This is a genomic window from Pseudomonas sp. R3-52-08 (assembly GCF_003851745.1).
In the GTDB taxonomy this organism is placed as follows: Bacteria; Pseudomonadota; Gammaproteobacteria; order Pseudomonadales; family Pseudomonadaceae; genus Aquipseudomonas.
The window spans coordinates 254,327-280,361 of record NZ_CP027730.1 but is presented as its reverse complement, the minus strand read 5'-3'; the positions used below and the strand labels follow the sequence as shown (position 1 = coordinate 280,361).

Sequence of the window (26,035 nt, the reverse complement as noted above, 5' to 3'; positions counted from 1 at the left end):
ATCGGGAGCAAGCCCCCTCCCACAGGGGAACGCATTCCAAATGTGGGAGGGGGCTTGCCCCCGATGGTCTCAATGGCCCCGCTGATCCACCTGATACACCACCGGGCTTTCACCCTCCACCAGCGCCGTCACACTGCGCCCGGCATAGCCTTGTTTTTCTCCCGCCGAAAAATTCGCCACCAGCCGCGTGCCATCGGCAAACGTGGTTTCCTGCACCTGCCGATCCGCCGTCAGCCAGCGAAACCCAGTCATCGCCTGAGTCGCCAATCGCTCATGCAGTGGGCGGAAAAATCGGTCCTGGCGCTGAATCAACGGCAGCCGTTCCTTGAGCGTCGCAGCACTCAGGTGATACAGCGGCGGTACGTTGTAGAGCAACTGCGTCAGCTCATTCTCAGCCCGCACATTGCTCAGTTTGAGGCTATCGAACAGCCAGTGATGGGTGGTGATCACCGAGCCATGGAACACCGCCTGGTACAGCGGCAGGCGCAGCGTCGGATCGAAGTAGAGCGTGCGAAACGGCTCGTTCAGCGGCACCGACTTGAAGAACACCGCCGGTTGCTCCAGCGGATACCAGTTGCCCACGTAGTAGGGCGACTGTTTGTCCTGAGTCATGTCGCGATCCCCCCAGCCCAGCACCGGGGTTTGCATGCCATGGGCGAACAGGATGCCCTGGGCGGTGATGGCGTTGCCGTCTTCGGAGCCTGTCGGCAATTGCAGCGTGGTGTTCAGCCAACGGGACGCATCGATATTGCCTTCAGCGTTTTGCGCCTGGGTCATCGGTGCGCTGTCGCGATAGCTGTCGAGCAGCATGCTGGTAGCGTACGCATCGAGAAACCAGGCGTTGAAGCCGGCCCTGGCCTGTACGGCTTTCACCCGCGCTTCCAATAACGGCCGCACACAGCGCGGATCGGTGTAGTGGCCGGACCGCTGGAAGCCAGTCTTGAGCTGGCCGTCCTTCAATACAATGGCGCAGTCGCGGTAGGCCTTGCTGCCCAGGTGGGCGGTGGTCCAGTCGGGATTTTCGGTGGCGGACAACGCGGTTTGATAGGAGTCGTAAGGCGCCATCAGGTAGCCCGCGTCGACACCGGCGCGGATGGTTTCGGGGTGCCACAGGCCGCCTTCCCAGCCTTCGCCCAGGGTCAGCATCAAGCGTGGCAGCCCGGCGTCGCGCAGTGTTTGTACTACCTTGCTGCCCCAGGTGTCGGGGCTACCGCCGAGGGCACCGGCAAAATCCACGGCCAGTTCGCGACGCAACTCACCGTAGCGGGCGGCAAGACGGGTCATATCGGGCTCGTCCACCTGCCAGCTCTGCCGGGCCTTCTGGTTGATCGCCGCGTTGAGGCCGCGCAACAGCATGGTTTGCTCGTAGCGATTCAACCTGCGCGGCTGCGCCAGCAGCGCTGCGGAGTCCTTGTCCAACAGGCCCTTGAGCGCATGATCGCGCAAGCGCTTGAGCAACAGCGGCCAATCACGCACATCCTCCAGCGCCAGCAGGTCATTGCCCCACAGGTAGGCATGGCTGGCGCCCAGCAGTTTTTGCGCACCCGGCGTTTGCCGCAGCTTGGCCTCCAAGGGTTCGTAACGGTCCTGTTCGACCAGCCATTGGCGATAGCGCTTGGCGCCGGCCAGCGGGTCGCTTTCGCCCAGGTGCAACAACAGGGTCATGGGCGCGGCAGGTGCGAGCGACGTGAACTCATGGGCCAACGACAACGCCTGGCCTTGCCAGCGCAGACGGTTGTTGTAGGGATTGGTCAGCAGCCAGTTCAAGGTGAAGGCGCCGTGATCGACACCCCACAGCGGCAGGCTGAGGTCCTGGGTGGTGTTGATATCGCCCTGCGCCACCAGGAAATCGCTCCACAGGGCATTGCCGGCCGGCACGTAATGCCCTTCGGCCAACGGCCACATCAACCCCTTGCCCAGGGCGCTCGCCGGCTGCACAAGGATCGGCAGTTCACCGTCTTCCCGCGCCCTGATCGACAGCAGCAGGTCGCGCTGCTCAAGGCTGGCAGTCACGCGATAGGCACCGTCGTCCCATTGCCAACTGACCTGTTGATCGTTTTGTGCGAGTTGACTGACGGCGCGGGCCGATACGCCTTTGGAGGCTTGAACCTCGGGTTGGCCGCTGGGTGCCACACGGATGGCGAGGGTGGCCGGGTCGAGTTCGACTCGCCACAACGGGTTTTCCAATACGGTGCTGGCAAAGGCCAGGGGCGACAGGAAGCAGCAGCAGATCAGCAAGGTATGACGCAGACGGTTCATGGCAGGCGACCGTTGAGAAGTGGAGGCCGGAGGGTAAAACACTCAACGGGTGACCAGGGCAACAGGCGTCACTTTCAGAAGCTTCCCACATCTCAAAGATCGTTCCCACGCTCCCGCGTGGGAATGCGGCCCGTGGCGCTCCGCGTCACCTGTGCGCAGTAGCCGAAATTTGCAGCGCTTGGCGGGACGCGGAGCGTCCCAGGAGGCGTTACCACGCGGAGCGTGGGAACGATCAGCCCCTCCCACATTTTTAACCGCGTTCTTCCTGCTTTGGCTCGCGGATCTTGTACCAGGCCACATACAGCGCCGGCAGGAACAACAGCGTCAGCAAGGTGGCGATGATGATCCCGCCAATCATCGCGTAGGCCATCGGCCCCCAGAATACTTCCCGCGCAATCGGGATCATCCCCAGGCTCGCCGCCGCCGCCGTGAGCAGGATCGGCCGGCGCCGATGCTCGGTGGCTTCCACCACCGCATCCCATGGCGAATACCCCGCCACCTCATACTCATGAATCTGTGTCACCAGGATCACCGAGTTGCGGATGATGATGCCAATCAGCGCGAGGATACCGAGGATCGCCACAAAGCCCATGGGCGTGCCCGTGGGAATCAGCGCCAGCACCACGCCAATCAGCCCCAGCGGCGCGACACTCGCCACCAGGAACATCTTCTGCACGCTGTGCAGTTGGATCATCAGGAACGTGGCCATGAGGAACAGCATCAGCGGCACCACGCTGGCAATCGGGCCCTGGGCCTTGCCGCTTTCTTCCACGGTGCCGCCGGTGGCGACTTTGTAACCCACCGGCAGGCCGTCGCTGAACTGCTGGATGGTCGGCGCCAGCTGCTTGACCAGGTCGGTCGGCTGCATCTCGTCGCGCACTGCGGCCTTGATGGTGATGGTCGGCTTGCGGTCGCGACGCCACACCAGCGGCTGCTCCAGCTCGTAACGCACGGTGGCGAAGGCCAGCAGCGGAATCGAGGTGCCGTTGGGCGTGACGATCTGCAGGTTCTGCAAGGTTTCCGGCGTACCGCGTTCGGCGTCTTCGGCGCGGCCGACCACGTTGATCAGGTAAATGTCGTCGTGCACCTGGGTCACCGAGGCGCCGCTGACCACGCTGTTCATCAGCTGCGCCACGTCTTCGGACGACAGCCCCAGTTGCCGCGCCTTGTCCTGGGCGATGTCGACGCGCAGCACTTTGCCCGGCTCGTTCCAGTCGTAGATGATCTCGCCCAGGTGGGTGTTCTGGTCGAGCAGGGTCGCCAGTTCGATGGCGTGCTTGCGCACCTGGTCGGTGTCTTTGCCGGACACGCGATACTGGATCGGTCGTCCCACCGGCGGGCCCATTTCCAGCGGTTGCACGAAACTGCCGATGCCGACGAAGTCATCGCGCAGGCGCTTTTGCAGGCGCGCAATCAAAGCGCCGCGCTCTTCCAGGCCCTTGCTGACGATCACCAACTGCGCGTAGTAGGGGTTTTCCAGTTGCTGGTCCAGGGGCAGGTAGAATCGGATCGCGCCCTGGCCGATATAGGTGCTCCAGCGCGTAATGTCCGGGTCGTCCTTGATGATCGCTTCCAGACGGTCGACCGCCTTGCGCGTCTCGTTGATCGAGGCGTTTTGCGGCAGGTTAAGGTCGACGAGAATTTCCGGTCGATCCGACGACGGAAAGAACTGGTTCTGCACAAATTGCATGGAGAACACCGACGCCACAAACAGGCCCACGGTGATGCCGATGGCCCACCAGCGGTTGCGCATCGCCCACAACATGCCGCCATTGAACGCGCGGCCGATGCGCCCCGGCTCGGCGCTATGGGGCTTCACGTTGGCGCTGAGGATATGCACGCCGATCACTGGCGCGAACAGCACCGCCACCACCCACGACACCAGCATCGCCACGGCGATGACCGCGAACAAGGTGAAGGTGTACTCACCCGCCGAACTGGCGTTGAGGCCAATCGGCACGAAACCGGCGACGGTCACCAGCGTGCCGGTGAGCATCGGGAAGGCTGTGGAGGTGTAAGCGTAGGTCGCGGCCTGCTCCTTGGTTTCGCCTTTTTCCAGGCGTGTGATCATCATTTCCACGGTGATCATCGCATCGTCCACCAACAGGCCGAGGGCGATGATCAAGGCGCCCAACGACACCCGCTGCATAGTGATGCCGCTGTATTCCATGAACACGAACACCAGGGCCAGCACCAATGGAATCGAGCACGCCACCACCAGCCCGGCACGCATGCCCAGGCTGATAAAACTCACCACCAGCACGATGATCACCGCTTCGAACAGCGCACTGGTAAAGCCACCGACCGCCTCTTCCACCACTTCGGCCTGGTCCGAAACCTTGTGCACGCCAACGCCCACCGGCAGGTCGGCGGTCAGCTCATCCATGCGCCCGTGCAGCGCCTTGCCGAACGACTGGATATTGCCGCCCTTTTGCATCGCAATCGCCAAGCCAATCGCCGGCTTGCCGTTGAAACGGAACATCGGCCGCGCCGGGTCGACGTAGCCCCGGCTGATGTCGGCAATGTCGGCCAGGCGATAGAAGCGGTCATTCAGGCGCAGGTTGACGTTGGCGAGGTCCTTCTCCGAGGCGAACTGCCCCGAGGTGCGCACCGAAATCCGCTCCGGCCCGGCCTCGATCACGCCGGCGGGGGTCACGGCATTTTGCGACTGCAGGCTTTGCACGACCTGGCGCTGATCGATGCCCAGGGCCGCCAGTTTGCGTGTGGAAAAATTCAGGTAAATCACTTCGTCCTGCTGGCCGATCATCTCGACCTTGCCCAGCCCCGGCACCGAGCGAATTTCAGCGCGCACCTGCTCCACGTAGTCGCGCAACTGGCGCATCGACAGGCCATCGCCGGTAAAGGCGTACACCGAGCCGAACACATCACCGAATTCATCGTTGAACGACGGCCCCTGCAAGCCCTGGGGGAAGGTGCCGCGAATATCGTCGATCTTCTTGCGAACCTGGTACCAGATCTCCGGGATGGCCTTGGCGCTGGTGGTGTCCTTGAGGAACACGAACACCGTGGATTCGCCCGGCCGGGTGTAGCTCTTCACATAATCGAGGGAGTCGAGTTCCTCGAGTTTTTTCTCGATGCGGTCGGTGACCTGCTTGAGGGTTTCTTCCTGGGTCGCACCCGGCCAGCGGGTCTGGATGACCATGGTCTTGATGGTGAACGAGGGGTCTTCCTCGCGGCCCAGGTTCATGTACGAAAACACGCCCATCAGCAGCGCGACGAACATCAGGTACCAGACGAAGGACTGATGCTTGATGGCCCAGTCGGATAAGTTGAAGCTGCCTTTCATCGCGGGCTGTCCTCGTCGATTTTGACTTTCTGCCCGGGTTTCAGGCTGTTCACACCGGCGGTGACGACGCGCTCGCCGGGCTTGATGCCACCATTGAGCACTGCGCTGTCGACGTCACGGCTGACAACCGTGACATCACGCGGTTGCACCGTCTGGCTCTGGGTGTCGAGCAACCAGATGCGGGTCTTGCCATCGACTTCCTGCAACGCGCTCAACGGCAGCTCGATACGCGGCGCGATGGCGCTGCTCAAGGTCACGCTGATGGCGGTGCCCAGGCGAAACGCGGCGGGGGTGTCAGTCAGGCTCAAGCGTGCGCGACGGGTACGCGTGGCGCTTTGGGCCTGGGGCTCGATCTCGCGCACGATGGCGGTGGTATGCACGCTGGGGTCCAGTTGCCCGGCCACCAGAAACACCACATCCGCCGGCAAGCGCTCGGCCAGGCCGGCAGGCAGGTCGATCACCGCTTCCTTGATGTCCGGGCGGGCCAGGGTCACCACTTGCTGGCCGGCGCTGACCACCTGGCCGGCCTCGGCGTTCCAGGCGGTGACGATGCCGGCGTGGTCGGTGCGCAGTTCGGCATAGTTGAGCTGGTCCTTGGCTTGATTGACCGAGGCGCGGGCCTGGTCGAGGGTGGCCTGGGTGGTCTTCAGGTCAGTCTGGGCCACGTCCAACTGCGCCTGGGCGCCGACGCCACGGTCGAACAGCTCCTGCTGGCGGCGGGCATTGGCCTGGGCATTGATGAACTGTGCCTGCACGCGGGCCAGGTCACCCTGGGCGGCGCGCAATTGGTTCTGCTGGTCGGTGGGGTCGAGAACGGCGAGCAAGGCGCCCTTCTCCACCTCGGCGCCCACGTCCACCGCGCGGCGGGCGATACGGCCCGGCACACGGAAGCCCAGGTTACTCTCGTAGCGGGCCTGAATGGTGCCGGCAAAGCGGCCGAGCTGTGCCTGGTCTTCGGCCTTCACCTCCATGGACAACACCGGGCGCACCGGTTCGGGCGGCGCGTCTTCCTTGGAGCAGGCCACCAGCAACAGGCTGGCGGCGAGGATAACCGTCAGGTGCTTCATGGCTGGGCTCCTTGCTGGGCGATTTCGACGAGCATGCCGGGGTGCAGCAATTGCCCACCGGCCACCACGACTTTTTCGCCGCCTTTAAGGCCGTCGCCGATGATCATTTTGCCGGTGAGGTACCGCGCCACCGTGACCTTGTGCAGTTGTGCCTTGCCGTCGCCGTCTACCAGCCACACGGCGGGTTCGCTGAGGTCCTTGGTCAAGGCCGACCACGGCAACTCGATGCTGGCCTTGGCCGGGCCATTGGCGGTGGCGCTCACCACCGAGCCCAGCTCCATGCCTTTGGGCAGGCTTTGCAGGGCGATCTTCACTTGCACGGTGCCGGTATTGGCAGCCACGGCAGGGGTAACTTCGCGAACTCTGCCCACTGTCTTGATGCTCGGGTTATCCAGCAGGCTGACGGTGATCGGCGCGTCCGGCGGCGGCTCCACCAGCAGCGATTCGTAAACGTTGAACACCGCATCGCGTTCGCCATCGCGGGCCAGGCTGAAGATCGGCACGGTGGCTTGGACGACCTGGCCGACTTCAGCCTGGCGCGCCGTGATGATGCCCGGCGCATCGGCGATCAGCGCGGTATAGCCCAGTTGTTCACGGGCGTTGGCCAACTGCGCCTGGGCGGCGGCCAAGGCGCTTTGGCTGCTGCGCAACGCGGCCTGGGCGGCGTCGTATTCGCTGCGGCTGGTGTAGCCCTTGGGCAAGAGCTTTTCCTGACGCACGAAGGCGGCGGCGGTTTGCTTGACCCGCGCCTGCTCGGCCACGACCTGGGCCTGGGCGGAATCGACGTTGGTCTGCAGGTCCTTGGGGTCGAGCTTGGCCAGCACTTGCTTGGCTGTCACCCGATCACCGACGTCGACCAGGCGCTGGATGATCTTGCCACCCACCCGAAAGGACAAATCGGTTTGTACCCGTGCCTGGACATCCCCGGTCAGCGTGACCGCTGCGGCAAAATCTGCCGGCTGCACGGTTTGTACGAACACCCGTGAATGGGCCTTGGGCTCGGTCTTTTCCTGGCCACAACCGCCCAGCAGCGTCAGTAAGCCAAGCCCGAATAAAAATGTGGAAATGCGACCGCCCATGCAGGCTCCTTTTGCGTGATGCCGACGTGCCAGTGTGTATGCGACTGTGAGCTTAGATCAGGGTTCCTTATCTGCATGGAGGATCCCATACTTCAATGGTTCCCCTACCGACTCAATTGCCATGCTCAAGACCCTCGCGGTGGCCAATTACCGCTCGATCAATAAATTGGTGGTGCCCCTGGGCCGCTTGAATCTGGTCACAGGCCCCAACGGCAGCGGCAAGTCCAACCTGTATCGCGCCCTGCGCCTGCTGGCCGAAACCGCCCAGGGCGGGGTGATCAATGCCCTGGCCCGGGAGGGCGGGCTGGACTCGACGTTCTGGGCCGGACCGGAAACCATCAGCCGGCGCATGCACAGCGGCGAAGTGCCGGTGGAGGCCGTCGTGGCCCAAGGCGTCAAACGCTTGCGCCTGGGCTTTGCCGGGGAGGACTTCAGCTATGCCATCTCCCTGGGAATGCCCATTCCGGTTCCCGGCAGCGAGTTCAAACTGGACCCGGAAATCAAGAAGGAATGTATCTGGGCCGGCCCCCTCTACCGCCCGGCCAGCCTGCTGGTGCAACGTTCCGGGCCGATGGTGCGGGCGCGTGAAGGCCGCGCCTGGGATGTGCTGGCCCAGCACACGCCCAACTACCACAGCCTGTTCGATCAGGTGGGTAACCTGCGCGGCTCGCCGGAAGTGTTGCTGCTGCGCGAGAGCATTCGTGGCTGGCGCTTTTATGACCACTTTCGCAGCGATGGGGATGCGCCGGTACGCCAACCGCAATTGGGTACGCGCACGCCGGTCTTGCATCACGACGGTCGGGATCTGGCGGCCGCGTTGCAGACGATTCGGGAAGTGGGCGACGCCGAGGCGTTGCAGCACGCCGTCAGTGATGCATTCCCGGGCGCACGCCTGAGTATCCAACCGTTACAGGGCGGGCGCTTTGCCATCGAGTTTTATCAGGAAGGCCTGCTGCGCCCGTTGTCGGCGGCAGAGCTGTCGGACGGCACCTTGCGCTACCTGCTGCTGATCGCCGCGCTGCTGACGCCACGGCCGCCGACCATGATGGTGCTGAACGAGCCTGAAACCAGCTTGCATCCGGACCTGTTGCCGGCGTTGGCGCGCTTGATCATCCAGGCGTCGGCGCAGTGCCAGGTGTGGGTGGTGTCCCATGCCAGCCGCTTGATTGAGGCGTTGCAGCAGGATGAGGAGTGCAATTCGATTGTGCTGGAGAAGGTGCTGGGGGAGACGCGGATTGTGGGGCAAGGGATGCTGGATGCGCCGGCGTGGCAATGGCCGGAATAGAGGGTGACTGCACAGGCCTCATCGGGGGCAAGCCCCCTCCCACACTGGATTGGGTTCACAGGTTCTGATGTGTGAATGTATTCAAATGTGGGAGGGGGCTTGCCCCCGATAGCTTTATCAGCCCTGCCACTTGCCCCCTTCAACAATCACACTCTCAGGCTTGGTGTCATCGCTCAGCTCTTTACGCACATATTGGTCATAGAGCTTGAGCAAGAACTTCTCTTCACCCAACTTCGCCAGCTCTGCGTTCACCCAGTCGCGCAGTTCGATATTGCCCTTCTTAACCGCCGGGGCAATCGGTGCTTCGTCACCGAGCTTCTGCTCCAGCACGCGGTAGCCGGGGTTCTGCTTGGCCCAGCTGAACAGCACCAGGTTGTCCTGGGCGTAGGCATCGCCACGGCCGGCCGACAGCGCTTGCAGCGACTCGGAGTTTTTCTCGAACTTGAGCAGCTTCCAGTCCGGGTGGTGCTTGGTCAACCAGATGTCGGCGGTGGTGCCGGTGGTGACGATGGTGGTGCGGGTGGCCAGGTCATCCAGGTTCTTGACCGGGCTGTCGTTCGGCACCAGGGCCTGTACCGCGACTTTCAGGTTGGGGTTGGTGAAGTCCACCGCTTCCTTGCGCTCAGGGGTCACGGTCATGTTGGCGAGGATCAGATCGACCTTATCGCTTTGCAGGAATGGGATACGGCTGGCCGGCTCCACGGCGACGAACTCGACTTTGTTTTCATCGCCCAACAGGTCCTTGGCGAATTGGCGGCCGATGTCGGTATCGAAGCCGACGTAGCGGCCGGCTTCGTTGACGAAGCCGAACGGCGGCTTGTCGGTGAAGACACCGACGATCAGCTTGTCGCGGGCCTTGATCTTGTCGATCGCACTCACCGCGCTGGCGGCAGGTTTGGCAGGCTCTTCGGCCTTCTTGTCGCAGCCGGCCAGTAACGCGACGGCAAACAGTGGCAGCAGTAACTTTTTCATAGCAGCTCCGGTTCCTTGATCTTTCTGGGCAGTGTTGAAACAAAGGAGAACTTCTCCAGGAACTGCTGCGCGCGTGCGGTTTGCGGGTTCGTAAAGAATGCCTCGGGGGTGTTGTGTTCGAGGATGCGACCGGCCTCCATAAACACCACGCGGTCGGCGACGGCGCGGGCGAAGGCCATTTCGTGGGTGACAATCAGCAGGGTCATGCCGTCGCGGGCCAGGTCCTGGATGACTTCCAGCACTTCCTTGACCATTTCCGGGTCGAGGGCGGCGGTGACTTCGTCAAACAGCATGACCTGCGGGTTCATGCACAGCGAACGGACGATGGCGATGCGTTGCTGCTGGCCGCCGGAAAGCTGGCGTGGGAAGGCGTCGCGCTTGTCGGCCAGGCCCACGCGCGCCAGCAGTTTTTCCGCCTGCTCACGCGCTTCACGCGGGTCGCGCTTTTGCACCTTCAAGGGACCGAGCAGAATGTTGTCGAGCACGCTCATGTGCGGGAACAGGTGGTAGCTCTGGAACACCATGCCGATGTCCTGGCGCACCTGGCGCCAGTCGGTATGTTTTGCCAACAGCTCGTTGCCGGCGAACCGCAAGTGCCCGCTGTGAGCCACTTCCAAGCCATTGAGGCAGCGCAGCAAGGTGCTTTTGCCGCAACCGCTGGGGCCGAGGATCACCACCACTTCGCCGCTGTGCACGCTCAGGTCGATGCCCTTGAGCACCTGCTGTTCGCCGAAGAATTTGTTGAAACCCTGAAACTCGATCAATGCGCTCATGCTTGGGCCCAGCGCCGTTCCAGCACCTTGGAGGCGGCCGACAACGGGTAGCAGATAAAGAAGAAAAACAGGAACAGCGCGCCGTAGATCAACACCGACTCATAGGTACGCTCGATGATTTGCTGGCCGACCTTGATCACATCCACCACGCCGATCAGCACCGCCAGGGAGCTGGTCTTGATGATCCGCGTGTAGACATTGATGGTCGGCGGCGTCATGCGTTTCAGGGCCTGGGGCAGCAGCACGTAGCCGTACAGCTGCGGGTCGGACAGCCCGATCGACAAGCCGGCTTCGCGCTGGCCACGGGGCAGCGAATGCAAGGCGCCGCGCACCACTTCGCCGACTTCACTGGCGCCCCACAACGACAACACCAGCACCGCACACCAGAAACTGGGGATGCTCAGGCCGAAGAAGATCGGCAGGCCGAAAAACAACAGGTACAGCCAGACCAGCACCGGGATGGCGCGAAACAGCTCCAGGTAAACCCGCAGCAGCGCATTGATCAAGCGGTTGTCCAAGGTGCGCAATACGCCATACAACACGCCGCCGACCGTGCTGAAGGCGATGCTCAAGAATGAAATCGACAGGGTTTGCGCAGCGCCCTTGCCCAGTTGCGGCAACGACACCCATAACAATTCAAGACCCGAACTGGCCATGCTGGAGCCTCCTTTCCAAACGGCTGAGCAACAGCGACAACGGCAAGAACAGCAGCACGCAGATCAGCGTCAATACGGCGAGCATTTCGTAGGTCTTGTAGTAGAGCGCGATGTAGCTCTTGGTGGTGTAGAGAATCTCGGGCACCGCCACAGCGGAAACCACCGTGGTCTCCTTGAGCAGAAAGATGAAATTGGCGAACAGCGCCGGCAGGCTGAGGATGCCGGCCTGGGGCAGAATCACATGGCGCAGCAGTTGCCAGTCGGACAGGCCGATGGACTTGCCCGACTCGATCTGCGCCAGTGGCACCGCATCCACACCGGCGCGCAGCACTTCGGTGAGGTAGGCGCCGCCGAGGAAGGTCATGGTGATAATTGCCGCCCAGAACCCGGAAATATTCAAGCCCAGGGCCGGCAGCGCGAAATACACGAAGAACAATTGAATCAGCAGCGGCGTGTTACGCGCCAGCTCCACATACAGCGCCACCAGCCGCGACAGGTAGGGGGTGCGAAACACCAACAGCGCTGCGTTGATCAGTGCCACCAGCAAGGAGGTGGCAATGGCGATCAGACCCACTTGCAGCGTCACTCCGACCGCTTTCAGAAATGCCGGCAAGGTGCTGAGGATAAAAGCAAAATCGAAGGTCATCTTGAGTCCATGACGCCGCAGGATAATGCGGCGAGCGCTGTCCGTTCCGGCGTGGGTAACGTCGGGTAGCGCGAACTTTAAAGGTATAAAAAGCAAACTTTAAATACCGAAATAGCATATTGATATCACCCAAAAAGCTAAGGTCGCCGGGAGGGGGCCCACTGAAGATTTACGGTGGAATCAAGATCAAATGTGGGAGGGGGCTTGCCCCCGATAGCAGTCTGTCAGTCAGCTCATGTGTAGCTGACCTGCCGCCATCGGGAGCAAGCCCCCTCCCACCTTTCGATTGCATTCCAAATTTTCAGCAATAAAAAACGCCGGTGCTGTACCAGCCACCGGCGTTGAAACCTTGAAGGGGGTTTTGAGTTACATCAGAACGCCGGCACCACCGCACCGTTGTACTTCTTCTCGATGAAGGCTTTGACTTCCGGGCTGGTCAGGGCCTTGGCCAGTTTCTGGATAGCGTCACTGTCCTTGTTGTCCGGGCGAGCGACCAGGAAGTTCACGTAGGGCGACTTGGCGTCTTCGATGATCAGCGCGTCTTTGGCTGGGTTCAGGCCGGCTTCCAGCGCGTAATTGGTGTTGATCAGATCCAGGTCAACCTGGTCCAGCACGCGTGGCAGCAGGGCTGATTCCAACTCCTTGAATTTCAGGTTTTTTGGGTTGCTGGCGATGTCTTTCGGCGTGGCCAAGGCATTGGTCGGGTCTTTGAGGGTGATCACACCCGCTTTCTGCAGCAGCAACAGGGCGCGGCCGCTGTTGGAGCCTTCGTTCGGGATAGCCACGGTGGCGCCATCCTTGAGCTCGGAAATATTTTTGATCTTTTTCGAGTAACCGCCGAACGGTTCAACGTGCACACCGACTACGGTCACCAGGTTGGTGCCCTTGCCTTTGTTGAAGTTATCCAGGTACGGCAGGGTCTGGAAGTAGTTGGCGTCCAGACGCTTCTCGGCCACTTGCACGTTCGGTTGTACGTAGTCGGTGAAGACTTTGATCTGCAGGTCTACGCCTTCCTTGGCCAGGGTTGGCTTGACCAGCTCAAGGATTTCGGCGTGCGGGATCGGGGTGGCGGCCACCACCAGTTTCTCGTTGGCCTGGGCGAAGCTGGCAGTCAGGGCAGCCGCCAGTGCGGTAAACAACAGAACCTTTTTCATGCAATGTCCTTCTAACGACCGTTTTTATGTGGAGTGCCAGCGAAGTGCTATCGCGGCGTGGAGTGGACAATACCTAGATTTTTTATTCCCGAACAATATCTTTTATTCACGTTGATATTCCATTTTGCTCATACAGGAAGGTACGCAGCGTCTCCCGTTCGGTGGGACTGGCGTTCGCGAAAATCCGCTGCACCTGCTCCAACGGCGAGCCGGCGGCGGGCAGGTTCAGATGCTCGGGCAGAATCTCATCGCCGCTGCTCACCAACAGGGCAAAGTGGATAACGTTTTCCAGCTCGCGGGTATTGCCCGGCCAGCTATGACGTTCCAGCACGCGCTGGGCGGCGTCGCTGATCAGCGGCACCGGCAGTTCCAGGCGCTGGCTGTAGATGCCCAGGAAGTATTCGGCCAGGGACAGGATGTCGCCGACCCGCTCGCGCAATGCCGGCAGGTCCAATTGACCTTCGCTCAGATAATGGAACAGGCGCTCATGGAACTTGCCCGCGGCCACCGCCTGGGCCAGGTCGATGCTGGTGGCGGCCACCAGGCGCACGTCCACCGGGCTGGGTTGGTGTGCGCCAACGCGGGTGACTTCGTGGTTTTCCAGGGCGGCGAGTAATTTGACCTGGATCGGTAAAGGTAAGTCGCCGATTTCGTCCAGGTACAACGTGCCGCCGTTGGCCGAACCGAACCACCCCGCCCGGCTGCTCGCCGCGCCGCTGTGGCTGCCGGCGGCATAGCCGAACAGCTCCGCGTCGGCGTAAGTCGGGCTGATCGCGCCGCAATTGACCGACACAAACAAGCCCGAGCGATCACTGCCACGGTGAATATGCCGCGCCAGCAGCTCTTTGCCGCTACCGGTCTCGCCGCGAATCAACACGGGCAGCGCACGCGGTGCGAGATTTTCCAGCTCTTCGCGCAGTTGCCGCGAACGTGGGTCGACGAACACCAGCGCCTTGGCGCGGATGCTCAGCGGGCTTTTTTCGGCATCGGGGAAGGTCAGCAATGGCTGGCCGTAGGTTTCATGCAGACTCATGGCAGGCTCCCGCCCCCATCCACTCAGGGACAGGGCGTTGAAATAGGTTATGCACGGCGCCGAGCGTGATGCTCGAGGCGATTTTGCAGGCGATAGAGGTACGCGAAACCCTGCTCCCAACGTTGGTGGCCGGACTTCACATTGATATGCCCGGCCCCCGACAGGATGCCGGCTTCGGCGCCCCAGTGACGCGCCAGCTCCAACGCCCGTGGCGCGCTGACGGCACTGTCGTTGTCGGAACTGACCACTTGGCTGGGAAACGGCAACAGGTCGGTAGGAATCGGCGCAAAGTTGCGCAGGGCGGGGGCGCAGGCCGGACGTTCGACGTCCGCCGGGGCCACCAGCAAGGCACCGCGCACCTGGCGCAGGAAATTCACAGGCGCGGTGGCCGCCCAATGCGCCACGGTGATGCAACCCAGGCTATGGGCGATCAGGATCACCGGCGTGCTGTCGGCGGCGATGGCCTCGGCCAACGCCGCCACCCAGTCTTCGCGGCGCGGGGTCAGCCAGTCATCCTGCTCCACGCGCGCACTGTTGGGCAGGCTGTTCTGCCAGTGACTTTGCCAATGATCTTCTGGCGATCCTTGCCAGCCCGGCACGATCAGGTAACGAATCGATTCGCTGTGCATGGGTGTGCCCTCCTGCAGCGTTTAACATTGCAGACCAGTATAGGGACGCGGTTTATATTCGTTAAGGAATAAGAAGCTATTTATTAATAACCAAAATCTCAACCCCGCATCCGGTCAAAATGTGGGAGGGGGCTTGCCCCCGATAGCATTCCGTCAGTCAGCACATCTGATACTGATACACCGCTATCGGGGGCAAGCCCCCTCCCACATTTATCTCATCGGCGATCCAAAAAAAAGGCCGCACCCTGCCAAGGAAACGGCCCAAAAATCGTCGAGGCTTTGTTGCGATTAACGTGCGGTAATCACCGACAGCTTGGTTATTCCCGCGCGCTCGATAGACGCCATGGCTCGCGCCACTTCGCCGTAGTTCACACCATCGTCAGCCTGCAGTTGCACCCGCACATCGGGGTCCTTGGCCTTGGCCGCCTGCAGCTTGAACTCCAGCAGGTCCGGCTGGATTTCGTCCTTGTTGATAAACAGCTTGCCGGCACCGTCGATGCTTACCACCAGCGGGTCTTTCTGCTCGACCGGGGCCACGGCCTCGGTCTTGGGCAAATTGATCGGAATCGCATTGGTGAGCAGCGGCGCGGTGACGATAAACACCACCAGCAGCACCAGCATCACGTCCACCAGCGGCGTGACGTTGATCTCGCTCAGCACCTCGTCGCTGTCTTGGGTGGAGAAGGCCATGTCAGGAGGCCTCCTTTACTTTTTGCGGGTGGGCGGCGCTGGTCTTGGTCAGCGCCGGGTGCAACAGCACGCGGAAGGCGTTTTTCTGCGCAAGGCTGTAGAAGTCATGGGCAAAGTCGTCCAGGTCGGCAGCCGTCAGCTTCAGGCGACGCAGGAAATAGTTGTAGACCAGCACCGCTGGCACCGCGACGGCAATCCCCACGCCCGTCGCAACCAACGCTGCACCGATGGGCCCCGCCACGGTTTCCAAGCTGGCCGAGCCGGCGGCGCTGATCCCCTTGAGCGCCTCCATGATGCCCCACACCGTGCCGAACAAGCCGATAAACGGCGAGGTGCTGCCGATGCTGGCGACCACGGCCAGACCGGTTTCCAGGGAACGGCGTTCACGCACGATCTGCTGGCGCAAGGCACGTTCAAGGCGGTCTTGGTGATTGATGGCCTGGCTCAGGTCAGCCGCGTGCTGGGTATCGCCGACCTGGATCGCGGCGTAACCGGCATGGGCTACTCGGGCCGCCGCGCCCGGTTGGGTTTCGGTCAATTCGGCGGCGGCGTCCAGGCTTGAGGCAGCCCAGAATTTTTTATGAAACCGGCGATCCTGGGCCTTGAGGCGCCCGAATTGCACGCCCTTCAACAACGCCAAGCCCCAGGTGGCGACCGAAAAGACCACCAACAGCCAGATCACCGCGCTTTCAATGGATTCAAGTGGAGATGCCAAAGCCATGATGTGTTCCCTCTGTGCAGCTGAATAATTAATGGATCTTGAAATCGATCGGCACGCTGACCCAGCCGTCCTGGGCCACGTCACCCTGCTTGGCCGGCACAAAGCTCCAACGCTTCACGGCGGCCAATGCGGCGTCATCGAGTTGCTGGCGACCGCTGCTTTTCTGCAGTTGGATCTCACCCGGTTTGCCGCTGGCCAGTACGTGCACCCGCAACAACACGGTGCCCTCCCATCCGCGACGCTGGGCCAGCGACGGGTATTCCGGCGCCGGGTTCTTCAGGTACGCGGCGTTGGCCGAAGCGGGCGTTACCGGGGCCGGCGCGGGCGGTGCAACAGGTGCCGGCGGCGCGGGTACAGGCGGCGCTGGCGGCTGTTCGATCGCCTTGGGTACCGGCTTGGGCTCAGGCTTGGGCTCAGGTTTGGGCACGGGCTTGGGTTTGGGTTTAGGAATCGGTTTGGGCGGCGCCGGCTTGGCGGCCAACTCATCCACCACCGGCGGCGGCGGCTCGACCACTGCAGGTGGTGGCGGCACGGGCGGTGGCGGCTCGACCACGGGTGGCGCCGGCCGGGAAAATTCGATGGTCATCGGCGGAATTTCCGGTGGCACCACTGGCAGCACCGGGGTGGGCTTCTGGCTCACCCAATAGATCACCGCGCCGTGCAAGGCCAGCACCAACAAGCCCAGCAGAACGCCTTCGCGTCGGCTGGAAAACCGCTTGGGGGTCTGTTGCAGGCGTAACTGACCCAACGGCGCACGGTGCGGCCGGCCAAGGTCGACCAACTCACCACCCGGTGCCAGGCGCCATTGCGCCTCTTGTGCACTGGCGGCGGTCTGGACATTGCCCATTGATTCACTCCCTACGGCTTTAAGACCAAAAAACCGACAGGCCTGCTTGAAAGGCCGTCGAGGGCTGAATCATCGGGGTTGAGCGCTTATCTCTTAAAGTAATCTTTAAAGTTATGAATATATCCAAAGCGAATATAAAAATAAGTCCCCTGCGTCAAGCCCGCGGCTCCCGTGGCTTTGCGCGAAGCGCTTGTTTTTGCATGCGTTTACGGCATACAAAATATTCAGCGAAGGCATGGTTCAAGCGGGATTTGCATCGCATCAGGCAAGCAACTCACCACGGGCGTGCTCAGGCTGTCGACCCAGCACAACGGCTGGCATACTCGCTGCCTCTTTTGCTCTCCGGCAGGTCCTGCATGACGCTTAACCATTCGATCGCCAGCAAGCTCGCAGGCTGGGGCCTCCTGGTGGTCCTGGGACTGAACCTGCGGCCCATCCTCAGCTCCATCAGCCCGCTGCTCGGTGAAATTCGCCAAGCCACCGGCCTGAGCTTTCAAAGCAGTGCCTTGCTCACCAGCTTGCCGGTGGTGTGCATGGGGTTGGTGGCGCTGGTGGGCGTGAGGGTCGAAGCGCGATTGGGTGAACGGCGCGGTATTGCGCTGGGACTGGTGATGATTCTGCTGGCGTGCCTGGCGCGCTGGCTGATGGGCCAGGCCTCGGCGCTGTTGGTCACGGCATTGCTCGGCGGCGCGGGCGTAGCGCTGATCCAGGCGTTGGTGCCGGCGATGATCAAGCGCGAATTTCAGCACCGCGTGCCGGTGGCGATGGGTGTGTATTCGGCGTCGCTGATGGCCGGTGGCGGGCTGGCGGCGCTGCTCAGCCCGGTGGTGGCCACGTATTTCCAGCAATGGCAGGCGGGCCTGGGCGTGTGGCTGTTGCCAGCGTTGGGGGCGTTGTTGCTATGGGCAGGGTTGCCACTGGGCGCCGCCCGAAATACACAGGTTGCCCCGGCCTTCAAAGGCCTGCGCAACCGCCGCGCCTGGTTGCTGGCGCTGTATTTCGGCCTGGTCAATTGCGGCTACATGAGCATGGTGGCCTGGCTGCCCGCCTACTATCAGCAACTGGGTTGGGGCGTGCTGCCCAGCGGCTCGTTGCTGGCGTTCATGACCATTTTTCAAGTCATCGCCGCGCTGCTGATGCCGGTACTGGCGCAACGTGGGATCGACCGTCGCCCGCTGCTCGCCATCAGCCTGTTGGCGCAAACCCTCGGCTACCTCGGCCTGATCATCGCGCCCACCGCGTTCCCCCACCTGTGGGTGGCCTTGTGCGGGTTCGGCCTGGGTGCGTGCTTCGCCCTGAGCCTGCTGCTGACCCTCGACCATCACCGCGACCCACGCCAGGCCGGGCAACTGGCAGCTTTCGTACAAGGCGTGGGCTTTTTGATCAACGCGATTTCGCCGTGGTTGACCGGCTGGCTGCGCGAACTCACCGGCAACTTCATCAGCGCCTGGGTCGTGCTCACGGTAACGGCGGTGGCGATGCTGCTGGTGACGCGGGTGTTCAGCCCGGCCACCTATCGCACCGGGCTAGAAGTCGTAGCGCCCGGTCACGCCTAGGGTACGCGGCGTGCCCAGCAGGCCTTCGTAACCGCCGTTGCCGCCGGTCCACAGGGTGGTGTAGTAGGTTTTGTCGAAGGCGTTTTTCAGCCACAACGACACATCCCACTGGCCTTGCTCGTAGTTGCCGCGCAGGCCAGTGGAGAGGTTGACCAGCGCATAGGCGGGGATCTGCCCGTAGTCGGAGTCTTCCACCGTGCCCACCGCCTTGGAGCGAAATGCGTAGCTGGCGGTGACGTAGGGTTCAAAGCCGTTATCCAGGTTCCACTTGTACTCGCCGTTGGCATTGGCAATCCATTTCGACGCGCCCACCACCTGGTGCCCGGTCAAGTCGCAGGACGCCGCTGCACCGGGGCGCAGGCTGACTTCCGGCGGGCACGGCGCGTCCTTGTAAGACAGGTAACTCACGTCGTTGAACGAGCCGTTGATATTCAGTGTCAGGCCCTTGATCGGCACCAGGGTGCTTTCCACTTCAACGCCCCGCGAGCGCACGGAGCCGGCGTTGGTGAGGTATTGCACCCGGTTGTCCTGATCGTAAGCGTTGGTCTGGTAGCCATTGACCTGGGTCCAGAACAGGTTGGCATTGAGCTGCAGGCGCCGATCCCACAACGTGCTCTTGAAACCCAACTCGGCATTGTTGGCCCGCTCGGTGCCGATCAGCAGCGAGTCGGCCCCGGCCGTCGGCGCCGAGCCCACCGCCAGGTTGACGCCACCGGACTTCTCGCCGTGGGACAGCGTCGCGTAGCCCAGCAGGTTGTCGTTGAAGTGATAACTGAGGTTGAGCAGCCCCGACGGCGTGGCGCTGTATTGCGTCAGGTCACCCGAGTCATACGCCCCGGTACGCCCGCGCCGCGCCGTGGCAGCCGCGCCGCTGACCGCTGCGCCGCCGAGCGGGGCATTGCGTGTCACCCAGGCACTTTTTTCTTCGTAGGTGCCGCGCAGGCCGGCGGTGAAATCCAGGCGTTCAGTCAGGTGCCAGGTGCCTTGGGCGAACAGCGCAAAGCTGTCGGTGCGGATGTGCCCGTTGCCGACGCTGCTCACATTATTCAACGCGCCGGTCGGCGTACCGTTCCAGATGTCCGCCTTGGGGCCGTAGTAGGCGAAGGCTTGGTTATCCAGGTCTGAGCCGAAGTAATAGGCGCCGAGCACGTAATCGAAGAACCCGCCCTGGGGTGAAGCCAGGCGAAATTCCTGGGACCACTGTTTGTCTTCCACCGATACGCCGGCGTTATACGAGGCCGGCACGTTAAGCCCGTCATCATTGCGCGGGGTGAAATTCCACCAGCGGTAGGCGCTGACCGACGTCAGGGTGAAATCGCTCGGCAAGGTCCAGTTGGCCTCCAGCGACGTTCCGCCCTGAAACACCGTGACGTGCTGGTCATTGTCCAGATTGACCTTACGGTGGGTGCCGTCGACCAGCGTGGCGCCCGCTGCGTTGGCCCTGGACTGGTAGAGGTTGGTACCGTTGATGGTCGGCCCGGTGCTGTAGAGCACACGGGTACCGGCGCTGGAATCCTCCTCGTTGTAGTCACCGATCCAGCGCAGGTTGAACGCCTCATTGGGCTTGTACAGCAGTTGCCCGCGAAAGCCCTGGCGTGAACCGCCATTGAGGTCGTGCCCGTCATGCTCGTTCTTGATGTCGCCGTCGCTGCGCGTGCGATAGGCTGAAAAACGCCCTGCCAACTCATCGGTCAGCGGCCCGGAAATCGTGCCCTTAGTCTGGAAATAACCGTCCTCGCCCAACGAGGTTTCAATGCTGCGCTCCGGGGTGAAACTCGGCGCGCGGGTGCTGATATTGATCACCCCCGCCGTGGTGTTCTTGCCGAACAACGTACCTTGCGGGCCGCGCAGCACCTCGAGCTGCTCGATGTCCATGAGGTCGAACACCGCCATGCCGGGGCGGCCGAGGTACACGTTATCGATATACAACCCCACGCTGCCTTCCAGGCCGTCACTGGCCGGGTTGTTGCCCAGACCGCGAATCGACACGCTGGACTGGCGCGCATGCATATAGGCGACGTTGACGCTGGGCACCAGTTGCTGCAAATCCTGAATCCGGTACACCCGCTGGCTCTCCAGCGCCTGGCCGCCGATCACGCTCATGGGTGTCGGTACCGCCTGGGCGCTTTCGGTGCGCCGGCGGGCCGTGACCGTGACGGTTTCCAGTTGACCACTGGCGCTTTCGCCCGCAGGCGCAGGCTCGGCCGCGTAGCTGGACGACCAACCGGCACTGCCCGCAAACAACAGGGCCAGGGGCAGGCGCTTGAGCGTCCAGGGAGAGCAAGGTACAGCGGGCGTGAACAGACTCATGAGCGGCTCCGGAACCCAGGAATATTCAATCTCTGATATTCCTTTAGGTTATTTATTTATGTTTTTACGAACATTTACTGCATAAGAGATAGCCTTTATAAGGAGTCGACCTAATGCATAGCCAATGCATTTCCCGGATATTTTTGATGTGAAAAATGCATATCGACCTGCGCCAGCTTCGCCACTTCATCGCCCTCGCCGAACAACGCAGTTTTGTCGCGGCGGCGTTGACGGTGAACCTGTCGCAATCGGCCTTCAGCCGCAGCATCCAGGCCCTGGAACACAGTGCCGGCTGCCAGTTGGTGGACCGCGGCCGCAAAGACCTGGCGCCGACCAAACAAGGCCAGGTGCTGCTCGAACACGCCCGGCGCCTGGTCAGCGGCGCGCAGCAACTGGCTAACGAAATCAGCCAATTCAATGGCCTCGAGGCGGGCGAACTGCGCTTCGGTTGCGGCCCGGCCCCGGCGGGCGGCTTGATCCCCCGCGCCATCGGCAGTTTTATCGGGCGCTATCCCAAGGCCCGCGTGCAGTTCCAGGTGGACGACTGGGAAAGTCTGAGCAAACGCCTGCTCAGCGAAGAGTTCGAATTCTTCGTCGCCGACACCCGACATTTCGAAGCCAACCCCGACTATCACACCCATCGCCTGCGCGCGCGCCGCTGGTATTTCTGCTGCCGCGTCGGCCACCCCCTCGCCGCCCGCGACAGCGTCAGCGCCGCCGAACTGATGAGCTATCCGCTGGCCGTCACCATCCGCCCACCGAACCTGCGCAAAGTCATCGTCGACCTCAGCGGCCGACCGGATTACCTGCCCAATGTCGAATGCGAAAACGGCTACAGCCTGCTGGGGGTGGTGCTGCGCTCGGACGCCATCGGCATCGTCAGCGCCAACAGCGACGTGCTGCAGATGGCTCGCGGCGAATTGGTGTGCCTGACGATCGACGGCCTGGATGAAAACCTGGAGGAGCGTTACACCCGCTACGGCATCGTCAGCCGCGCGGGGTATCGCTTGTCGCCGCTGGCGGAGGCGATGATTGAGCAGATCAAGCAAATAGATGAGTTGGATGAAGATATTTGTACGCTGGAAAATGTCGCTGTGTGAACCGACGCCGTCGGGGGCAAGCTCCATGCATTCACTGCATGAAACCCAGACCCCAAATGCACTTGCCAGCGCCCATCCGAACGGCGAAAACCGTCACCTGTCCTCCGTTCGGTGAAGCCTCATGTCCAAACCCCAACCCGTGCGCAATGTGCTCTATATCATGTGCGACCAACTACGCCGCGATTACCTGTCGTGCTATGGCCACGCGCATTTGCACACCCCCAATATCGACCGCCTCGCCGCTGCCGGCGTGCGTTTCAGCCGGGCCTACACCCAAGGCACCATTTGTGGCCCGTCGCGGATGTCGGCCTACACCGGGCGTTATGTCAGCAGCCACCAGGTGGCGTGGAATGCCGTGCCGCTGCCCCTGGACGAGCTGACCATCGGCGACTATCTGCGCCCCCACGGCATCCGTACTGCGCTGGTGGGCAAGACCCACGCCACGCCGAATCTGGATGCGCTGCAACGCGTGAACATCGACCCTGAAAGCGCCCAGGCCGAGCCGCTGAATGAAGTGGGCTTCGACACCTACTTTCGTCATGACGGCATCTACCCCGACAGCCCGTTGTTCGAGGATAAACGCGAGTCCGCGCCCTACACGCATTACCTGCGCGAACAAGGCTACGGCGGCAGCAACCCTTGGCATGAATGGGCCAATGCCGCACAGGGTGAAAACGGCGAAGTGCTCAGCGGCTGGCATATGCGCAACGCCGGTTTGCCGGCACGGGTCGCCGAGCAGCATTCGGAAACCGTCTACACCACCGACCGCGCAATCGACTTCATCCAGGAGCAGGCCGAGCAACCCTGGTGCCTGCACCTGTCCTACATCAAGCCGCACTGGCCCTATATCGCACCGGCGCCGTACCACGCGTTGTACGCCGCCGAGCATGTGCAGGCGCCGATTCAACCGGAGCAGACCAGCGATCACCCGGTGTACCAGGCGTTCCGCCAGCACCAGGAGAGCGTGAATTTCTCCCGCGACGAGGTGCGGCTCAGGGTGGTTCCGACCTACATGGGGTTGATCAAACAGATCGACGACCAGCTCGGGCGGCTGTTCGATTTCCTGCAAAGCAACGGGCGCTGGGATGACACACTGATCGTGTTCACCAGCGACCACGGCGACTTCCTCGGCGACCACTTCCTCGGTGAAAAGGAATTTCTGCTGGAGCCTGCCGTGGGCATTCCCTTGATTGTGCGCGACCCTCGTGCCAGTGCCGATAGCAGCCGCGGCTCGGTGGACGCGCGTCTGGTGGAGACCATCGATGCCCTGCCGACCTTCCTCGACGCCCTGGGCCTGCCCGCCGCCGATCACCGCCTGGAAGGCCGCTCGCTGATCCCGCTGCTGCATGGTCAGCCGACCCCTTGGCGCCAGTATGCGATTGCCGAATACGACTACGCCTTCCAGGCTCCGGCCCGCGAGCGCTTGGGCCAGCCGATCGACCGTTGCCGCATGACCATGGTGCGCAGCGAGCGCTGGAAATACCTGGCGTACGACGGCTTTCGCGCGCAGCTGTTCGACCTGGAAAACGACCCGCAGGAAGTGCACGACCTGGGCGCCGATCCGGCCTATGCGCAGGTGCGCGAGACACACGCGGGTTATCTGTTCGAGTGGCTGCGTGGGCTGAAGCGGCGCACCACCATCAGCCACACGGAGATTGAAGTGCGTGGCCAATGGTTTCGCTATGGGGAGCCGGAGGCGGAGAAGGTCGTGCAGATCGGGGTCTGGTAAGGCCTATGATCGTTCCCACGCTCTGCGTGGGAATGCAGCCCGTGACGCTCTGCGTCACCTGTGCGCGGTAGCGGGACGCGGAGCGTCCCAGGAGGCATTCCCACGCGGAGCGTGGGAACGATCATCTCTGTGAATTTAGAGGCCTTTGGTGGTCTGGCTGCGTTGGCCCTGCACACCCACCGGCACATCGCCCTTGAGTGTCACCCGGCGCACGATGCGTTCCTGGGTGCCGTAGTCATCCACCGCGTAATGCTGGGTGGCGCGGTTATCCCAGATGGCCACGTCACCGCTGTTCCAGCGCCAGCGCACGGTGTTTTCCAGGCGGGTGACGTGGCTTTGCAGCAGGTTGAACAGTTGCGTCGAGTCGGCCTGGGAGTAGCCTTTCAGGCGTTTGACGAAATGCCCCAACAACAGGGTTTTCTCACCACTGACCGGATGCACGCGCACCACCGGGTGCTCGGTTTCATACACCGTCGAGGTGAACACCTTGCGGTACTCCTCAAGCTTCTCCACCGCCACATCCGGCTTGCGCGCGGCGTAGTCGTATTCGTTGCTGTGGATGGCCCACAGGTTATCCGCCAGGGCGCGCAGTTCGACGCTGAGGTCGTTGTAGGCGGCCGCCGTGTTGGCCCAGACGGTGTCGCCGCCGGAGGCTGGCGCCAGCACTGAACGCAGGATCGAGGCTTTCGGGTAGGCGTCGACGAAGGTCACGTCGGTGTGCCAGGAATTGGCGCGCTGGCCGCGGGTGCCGTCCAGCTCCATCAGAAAGCGCGTGCCGTCGCGTACCGGCACAGTCGGGTGCGCAATCGGCTCGCCGAGCAGATGGGCGAAGGCTTCCTGGCTCTGGTCATCGAGGTGCGTTTGCTCGCGAAAGAAGATCACCTTGTACTGCACCAGCGCTTGCTGGATGGCTTCGACCGTCGCGGCATCGAGGTGACCGGACAGTTTGATGCCACGGATCTCGGCGCCAATGCGGCCGGCGACCGGACGAATCTCCAGTGCCTGGGCGATGGGTTGAACAGCTAATGCGGCGTTGCTCATTGTGATGACCCTCATGTGCCTGCGGATGGTGGAACGCTCGCCGACAACGCTCTATTCATATGCCTTTTAGATCTAGCAATTGAACCAATGCTTCGTTGACGGAATAAGAGCTTGCATTTAAAACCTCAGCTGCGTCGCTCGCAAATGCCTTCGACCTATTTTTCAAATGCCGGGAATGCATATGGATCTTCGTCAGCTGCGCTACTTCATCGCCCTCAACGAACACCGCAGTTTTGTGCGTGCGGCGGACGCCATGGGCATCACGCAACCGGCGTTCAGCCGCAGTATCCAGGGGCTGGAACAGGAGTTTGGCTGCGTGCTGGTGGACCGTGGCCACAAGGACCTGCGCCCGACACCGGAAGGCCAGGTGGTATTGCAACACGCCCTGACCCTGGTGCACGGCGCCGCCTTGCTGAGCAGTGAAGTCACGCGCATGACCAAGCTCGATGCCGGCGACCTGCGCTTCGGCTGCGGCCCGGCGCCGGCGGTGAAGTTGGTGCCGGATGCGGTGGCGCGTTTTATCGGCGCGCACCCGAAAATCCGCACCAGTTTCCAAGTGGATAACTGGGAAAAGCTCAGCCGTGCACTGAGCCGTGAAGAGATCGAATTCTTCATTGCCGACATCCGCCAGTTCGAAGCCGACCCGAACTTCCAGACCCGTGCGCTGACCCCCAAGCGCGGCGTGTTTTTCTGCCGCCCGGGGCACCCGCTGCTGGCCAAGGACAGCCTGTCGACCAACGACATGTTCGACTACCCGCTGGCCGCGCCGCTGATCTCCCAGGGCATTCGCAAACTGCTGGCAAACCTGAGCGGGCGCATGGACTTTTCACCGAGCATCCAGACCGAACACTTCCCGGCGCTGGTAAAGATTGTGCTGCAGTCCAATGCCATCGGCGTGGGCACCGAAGAAGCGTTCGCCGAGGATATCGCCCGAGGTGCGCTGGTGCTGCTGCACTGGCGCAACCTGCCGCAGAACCTGGAGACCCTGAGTGCGCGGTGCGGGATTGTCAGCCGTACCGGGTCGCGCTTGTCGCCGGCGGCCAAGGCGATGATCGAGACGTTGGTGGAAGTTGATCGGCAGGAGGTGAGTGTGGCGGTTTGAAGGGCCTCATCGGGGGCAAGCCCCCTCCCACATTTGAACTGCGAACACATTCAAAGTGTGGGAGGGGCTTGCCCCCGAT

At 62.3% G+C, this 26,035-nt stretch carries 21 protein-coding genes; 5 read left to right on the top strand and 16 right to left on the bottom strand.

The genetic code is table 11. The features are described from left to right. Positions 1-69 precede the first annotated feature (69 nt). The 4 genes from C4J91_RS01160 to C4J91_RS01145 form a co-directional block, all read right to left on the bottom strand. Positions 70-2,259, bottom strand: a complete 2,190-nt coding sequence (locus C4J91_RS01160; protein WP_124360773.1) for a glycoside hydrolase — start codon at positions 2,257-2,259, stop codon at positions 70-72. Between the two features lie 250 nt (positions 2,260-2,509). After that, positions 2,510-5,566, bottom strand: coding sequence for an efflux RND transporter permease subunit (locus C4J91_RS01155; protein WP_124360772.1), 3,057 nt, complete (start codon positions 5,564-5,566; stop codon positions 2,510-2,512). Beyond that, complete coding sequence (locus C4J91_RS01150) at positions 5,563-6,633, bottom strand: efflux RND transporter periplasmic adaptor subunit (RefSeq protein WP_124360771.1); 1,071 nt, start codon at positions 6,631-6,633, stop codon at positions 5,563-5,565. The genes C4J91_RS01155 and C4J91_RS01150 overlap by 4 nt, the downstream gene beginning before the upstream one ends. Then, positions 6,630-7,712 carry an efflux RND transporter periplasmic adaptor subunit gene (locus C4J91_RS01145; RefSeq protein WP_124360770.1) on the bottom strand — a complete coding sequence of 361 codons (1,083 nt, stop codon included), beginning with the start codon at positions 7,710-7,712 and terminating at the stop codon, positions 6,630-6,632. The genes C4J91_RS01150 and C4J91_RS01145 overlap by 4 nt, the downstream gene beginning before the upstream one ends. A 121-nt stretch (positions 7,713-7,833) precedes the next feature. Between C4J91_RS01145 and C4J91_RS01140 the strand changes: the two genes are divergently transcribed. Next, positions 7,834-8,997, top strand: coding sequence for an AAA family ATPase (locus C4J91_RS01140; protein ID WP_124360769.1), 1,164 nt, complete (start codon positions 7,834-7,836; stop codon positions 8,995-8,997). A gap of 117 nt (positions 8,998-9,114) precedes the next feature. On the opposite strand, the gene C4J91_RS01135 is transcribed toward C4J91_RS01140, so the two are convergent. The 10 genes from C4J91_RS01135 to C4J91_RS01090 all read right to left on the bottom strand — a co-directional run bounded on the left by C4J91_RS01135 (position 9,115) and on the right by C4J91_RS01090 (position 17,118). Continuing rightward, on the bottom strand, positions 9,115-9,969 hold the full coding sequence (locus tag C4J91_RS01135; RefSeq protein WP_124360768.1) for a transporter substrate-binding domain-containing protein: 855 nt from the start codon (positions 9,967-9,969) through the stop codon (positions 9,115-9,117). Continuing rightward, positions 9,966-10,742 carry an amino acid ABC transporter ATP-binding protein gene (locus tag C4J91_RS01130; protein WP_124360767.1) on the bottom strand — a complete coding sequence of 259 codons (777 nt, stop codon included), beginning with the start codon at positions 10,740-10,742 and terminating at the stop codon, positions 9,966-9,968. The genes C4J91_RS01135 and C4J91_RS01130 overlap by 4 nt, the downstream gene beginning before the upstream one ends. Next, positions 10,739-11,398, bottom strand: a complete 660-nt coding sequence (locus C4J91_RS01125) for an amino acid ABC transporter permease (protein ID WP_124360766.1) — start codon at positions 11,396-11,398, stop codon at positions 10,739-10,741. Before C4J91_RS01125 ends, C4J91_RS01130 begins: the two co-directional genes overlap by 4 nt. Further along, positions 11,379-12,044, bottom strand: a complete 666-nt coding sequence (locus tag C4J91_RS01120; RefSeq protein ID WP_124360765.1) for an amino acid ABC transporter permease — start codon at positions 12,042-12,044, stop codon at positions 11,379-11,381. The genes C4J91_RS01125 and C4J91_RS01120 overlap by 20 nt, the downstream gene beginning before the upstream one ends. 371 nt (positions 12,045-12,415) lie before the next feature. Continuing rightward, positions 12,416-13,198 carry a MetQ/NlpA family ABC transporter substrate-binding protein gene (locus tag C4J91_RS01115; RefSeq protein WP_124360764.1) on the bottom strand — a complete coding sequence of 261 codons (783 nt, stop codon included), beginning with the start codon at positions 13,196-13,198 and terminating at the stop codon, positions 12,416-12,418. A gap of 106 nt (positions 13,199-13,304) precedes the next feature. Then, complete coding sequence (locus C4J91_RS01110) at positions 13,305-14,231, bottom strand: sigma 54-interacting transcriptional regulator (protein WP_124360763.1); 927 nt, start codon at positions 14,229-14,231, stop codon at positions 13,305-13,307. Between the two features lie 47 nt (positions 14,232-14,278). Then, the gene (locus C4J91_RS01105; protein WP_124360762.1) at positions 14,279-14,860 is read right to left on the bottom strand and encodes an alpha/beta hydrolase; all 582 of its coding nucleotides are present in this window, start codon (positions 14,858-14,860) and stop codon (positions 14,279-14,281) included. 288 nt (positions 14,861-15,148) lie between these two features. Beyond that, positions 15,149-15,550: a biopolymer transporter ExbD gene (locus C4J91_RS01100; RefSeq protein ID WP_124360761.1), complete on the bottom strand. Its 402-nt coding sequence runs from the start codon at positions 15,548-15,550 to the stop codon at positions 15,149-15,151. A 1-nt stretch (position 15,551) separates the two neighbouring features. Beyond that, positions 15,552-16,274, bottom strand: a complete 723-nt coding sequence (locus C4J91_RS01095) for a MotA/TolQ/ExbB proton channel family protein (protein ID WP_124365087.1) — start codon at positions 16,272-16,274, stop codon at positions 15,552-15,554. A 25-nt stretch (positions 16,275-16,299) separates the two neighbouring features. After that, positions 16,300-17,118, bottom strand: coding sequence for an energy transducer TonB (locus C4J91_RS01090; protein ID WP_124360760.1), 819 nt, complete (start codon positions 17,116-17,118; stop codon positions 16,300-16,302). Positions 17,119-17,474: 356 nt separating this feature from the next. On the opposite strand from C4J91_RS01090, the gene C4J91_RS01085 reads away from it, so the two are divergent. Further along, positions 17,475-18,674: a CynX/NimT family MFS transporter gene (locus tag C4J91_RS01085; RefSeq protein ID WP_124360759.1), complete on the top strand. Its 1,200-nt coding sequence runs from the start codon at positions 17,475-17,477 to the stop codon at positions 18,672-18,674. On the opposite strand, the gene C4J91_RS01080 is transcribed toward C4J91_RS01085, so the two are convergent. Continuing rightward, positions 18,645-20,984: a TonB-dependent receptor gene (locus C4J91_RS01080; RefSeq protein ID WP_124360758.1), complete on the bottom strand. Its 2,340-nt coding sequence runs from the start codon at positions 20,982-20,984 to the stop codon at positions 18,645-18,647. The genes C4J91_RS01085 and C4J91_RS01080 overlap by 30 nt on opposite strands. A 155-nt stretch (positions 20,985-21,139) precedes the next feature. Here C4J91_RS01080 and C4J91_RS01075 point away from each other — a divergent pair, with 155 nt between their 5' ends. Both C4J91_RS01075 and C4J91_RS01070 read left to right on the top strand, forming a co-directional pair. Further along, complete coding sequence (locus C4J91_RS01075; protein WP_124360757.1) at positions 21,140-22,084, top strand: LysR family transcriptional regulator; 945 nt, start codon at positions 21,140-21,142, stop codon at positions 22,082-22,084. A gap of 121 nt (positions 22,085-22,205) precedes the next feature. After that, positions 22,206-23,813, top strand: a complete 1,608-nt coding sequence (locus tag C4J91_RS01070; protein WP_124360756.1) for an alkaline phosphatase family protein — start codon at positions 22,206-22,208, stop codon at positions 23,811-23,813. A 135-nt stretch (positions 23,814-23,948) separates the two neighbouring features. On the opposite strand, the gene C4J91_RS01060 is transcribed toward C4J91_RS01070, so the two are convergent. Further along, positions 23,949-24,854: a TauD/TfdA family dioxygenase gene (locus C4J91_RS01060; protein ID WP_124360755.1), complete on the bottom strand. Its 906-nt coding sequence runs from the start codon at positions 24,852-24,854 to the stop codon at positions 23,949-23,951. Positions 24,855-25,035: 181 nt separating this feature from the next. On the opposite strand from C4J91_RS01060, the gene C4J91_RS01055 reads away from it, so the two are divergent. Continuing rightward, positions 25,036-25,956, top strand: coding sequence for a LysR family transcriptional regulator (locus tag C4J91_RS01055; protein ID WP_124360754.1), 921 nt, complete (start codon positions 25,036-25,038; stop codon positions 25,954-25,956). Positions 25,957-26,035: the final 79 nt, after the last annotated feature.

What these genes read in the sequence shown, in the direction of transcription:
- C4J91_RS01160 (WP_124360773.1), bottom strand. Translation starts at nt 2,259, where the DNA reads ATGAACCGTCTGCGTCATACCTTGCTGATCTGCTGCTGCTTCCTGTCG.
- C4J91_RS01155 (WP_124360772.1), bottom strand. Translation starts at nt 5,566, where the DNA reads ATGAAAGGCAGCTTCAACTTATCCGACTGGGCCATCAAGCATCAGTCC.
- C4J91_RS01150 (WP_124360771.1), bottom strand. Translation starts at nt 6,633, where the DNA reads ATGAAGCACCTGACGGTTATCCTCGCCGCCAGCCTGTTGCTGGTGGCC.
- C4J91_RS01145 (WP_124360770.1), bottom strand. Translation starts at nt 7,712, where the DNA reads ATGGGCGGTCGCATTTCCACATTTTTATTCGGGCTTGGCTTACTGACG.
- C4J91_RS01140 (WP_124360769.1), top strand. Translation starts at nt 7,834, where the DNA reads ATGCTCAAGACCCTCGCGGTGGCCAATTACCGCTCGATCAATAAATTG.
- C4J91_RS01135 (WP_124360768.1), bottom strand. Translation starts at nt 9,969, where the DNA reads ATGAAAAAGTTACTGCTGCCACTGTTTGCCGTCGCGTTACTGGCCGGC.
- C4J91_RS01130 (WP_124360767.1), bottom strand. Translation starts at nt 10,742, where the DNA reads ATGAGCGCATTGATCGAGTTTCAGGGTTTCAACAAATTCTTCGGCGAA.
- C4J91_RS01125 (WP_124360766.1), bottom strand. Translation starts at nt 11,398, where the DNA reads ATGGCCAGTTCGGGTCTTGAATTGTTATGGGTGTCGTTGCCGCAACTG.
- C4J91_RS01120 (WP_124360765.1), bottom strand. Translation starts at nt 12,044, where the DNA reads ATGACCTTCGATTTTGCTTTTATCCTCAGCACCTTGCCGGCATTTCTG.
- C4J91_RS01115 (WP_124360764.1), bottom strand. Translation starts at nt 13,198, where the DNA reads ATGAAAAAGGTTCTGTTGTTTACCGCACTGGCGGCTGCCCTGACTGCC.
- C4J91_RS01110 (WP_124360763.1), bottom strand. Translation starts at nt 14,231, where the DNA reads ATGAGTCTGCATGAAACCTACGGCCAGCCATTGCTGACCTTCCCCGAT.
- C4J91_RS01105 (WP_124360762.1), bottom strand. Translation starts at nt 14,860, where the DNA reads ATGCACAGCGAATCGATTCGTTACCTGATCGTGCCGGGCTGGCAAGGA.
- C4J91_RS01100 (WP_124360761.1), bottom strand. Translation starts at nt 15,550, where the DNA reads ATGGCCTTCTCCACCCAAGACAGCGACGAGGTGCTGAGCGAGATCAAC.
- C4J91_RS01090 (WP_124360760.1), bottom strand. Translation starts at nt 17,118, where the DNA reads ATGGGCAATGTCCAGACCGCCGCCAGTGCACAAGAGGCGCAATGGCGC.
- C4J91_RS01085 (WP_124360759.1), top strand. Translation starts at nt 17,475, where the DNA reads ATGACGCTTAACCATTCGATCGCCAGCAAGCTCGCAGGCTGGGGCCTC.
- C4J91_RS01080 (WP_124360758.1), bottom strand. Translation starts at nt 20,984, where the DNA reads ATGAGTCTGTTCACGCCCGCTGTACCTTGCTCTCCCTGGACGCTCAAG.
- C4J91_RS01075 (WP_124360757.1), top strand. Translation starts at nt 21,140, where the DNA reads ATGCATATCGACCTGCGCCAGCTTCGCCACTTCATCGCCCTCGCCGAA.
- C4J91_RS01070 (WP_124360756.1), top strand. Translation starts at nt 22,206, where the DNA reads ATGTCCAAACCCCAACCCGTGCGCAATGTGCTCTATATCATGTGCGAC.
- C4J91_RS01060 (WP_124360755.1), bottom strand. Translation starts at nt 24,854, where the DNA reads ATGAGCAACGCCGCATTAGCTGTTCAACCCATCGCCCAGGCACTGGAG.
- C4J91_RS01055 (WP_124360754.1), top strand. Translation starts at nt 25,036, where the DNA reads ATGGATCTTCGTCAGCTGCGCTACTTCATCGCCCTCAACGAACACCGC.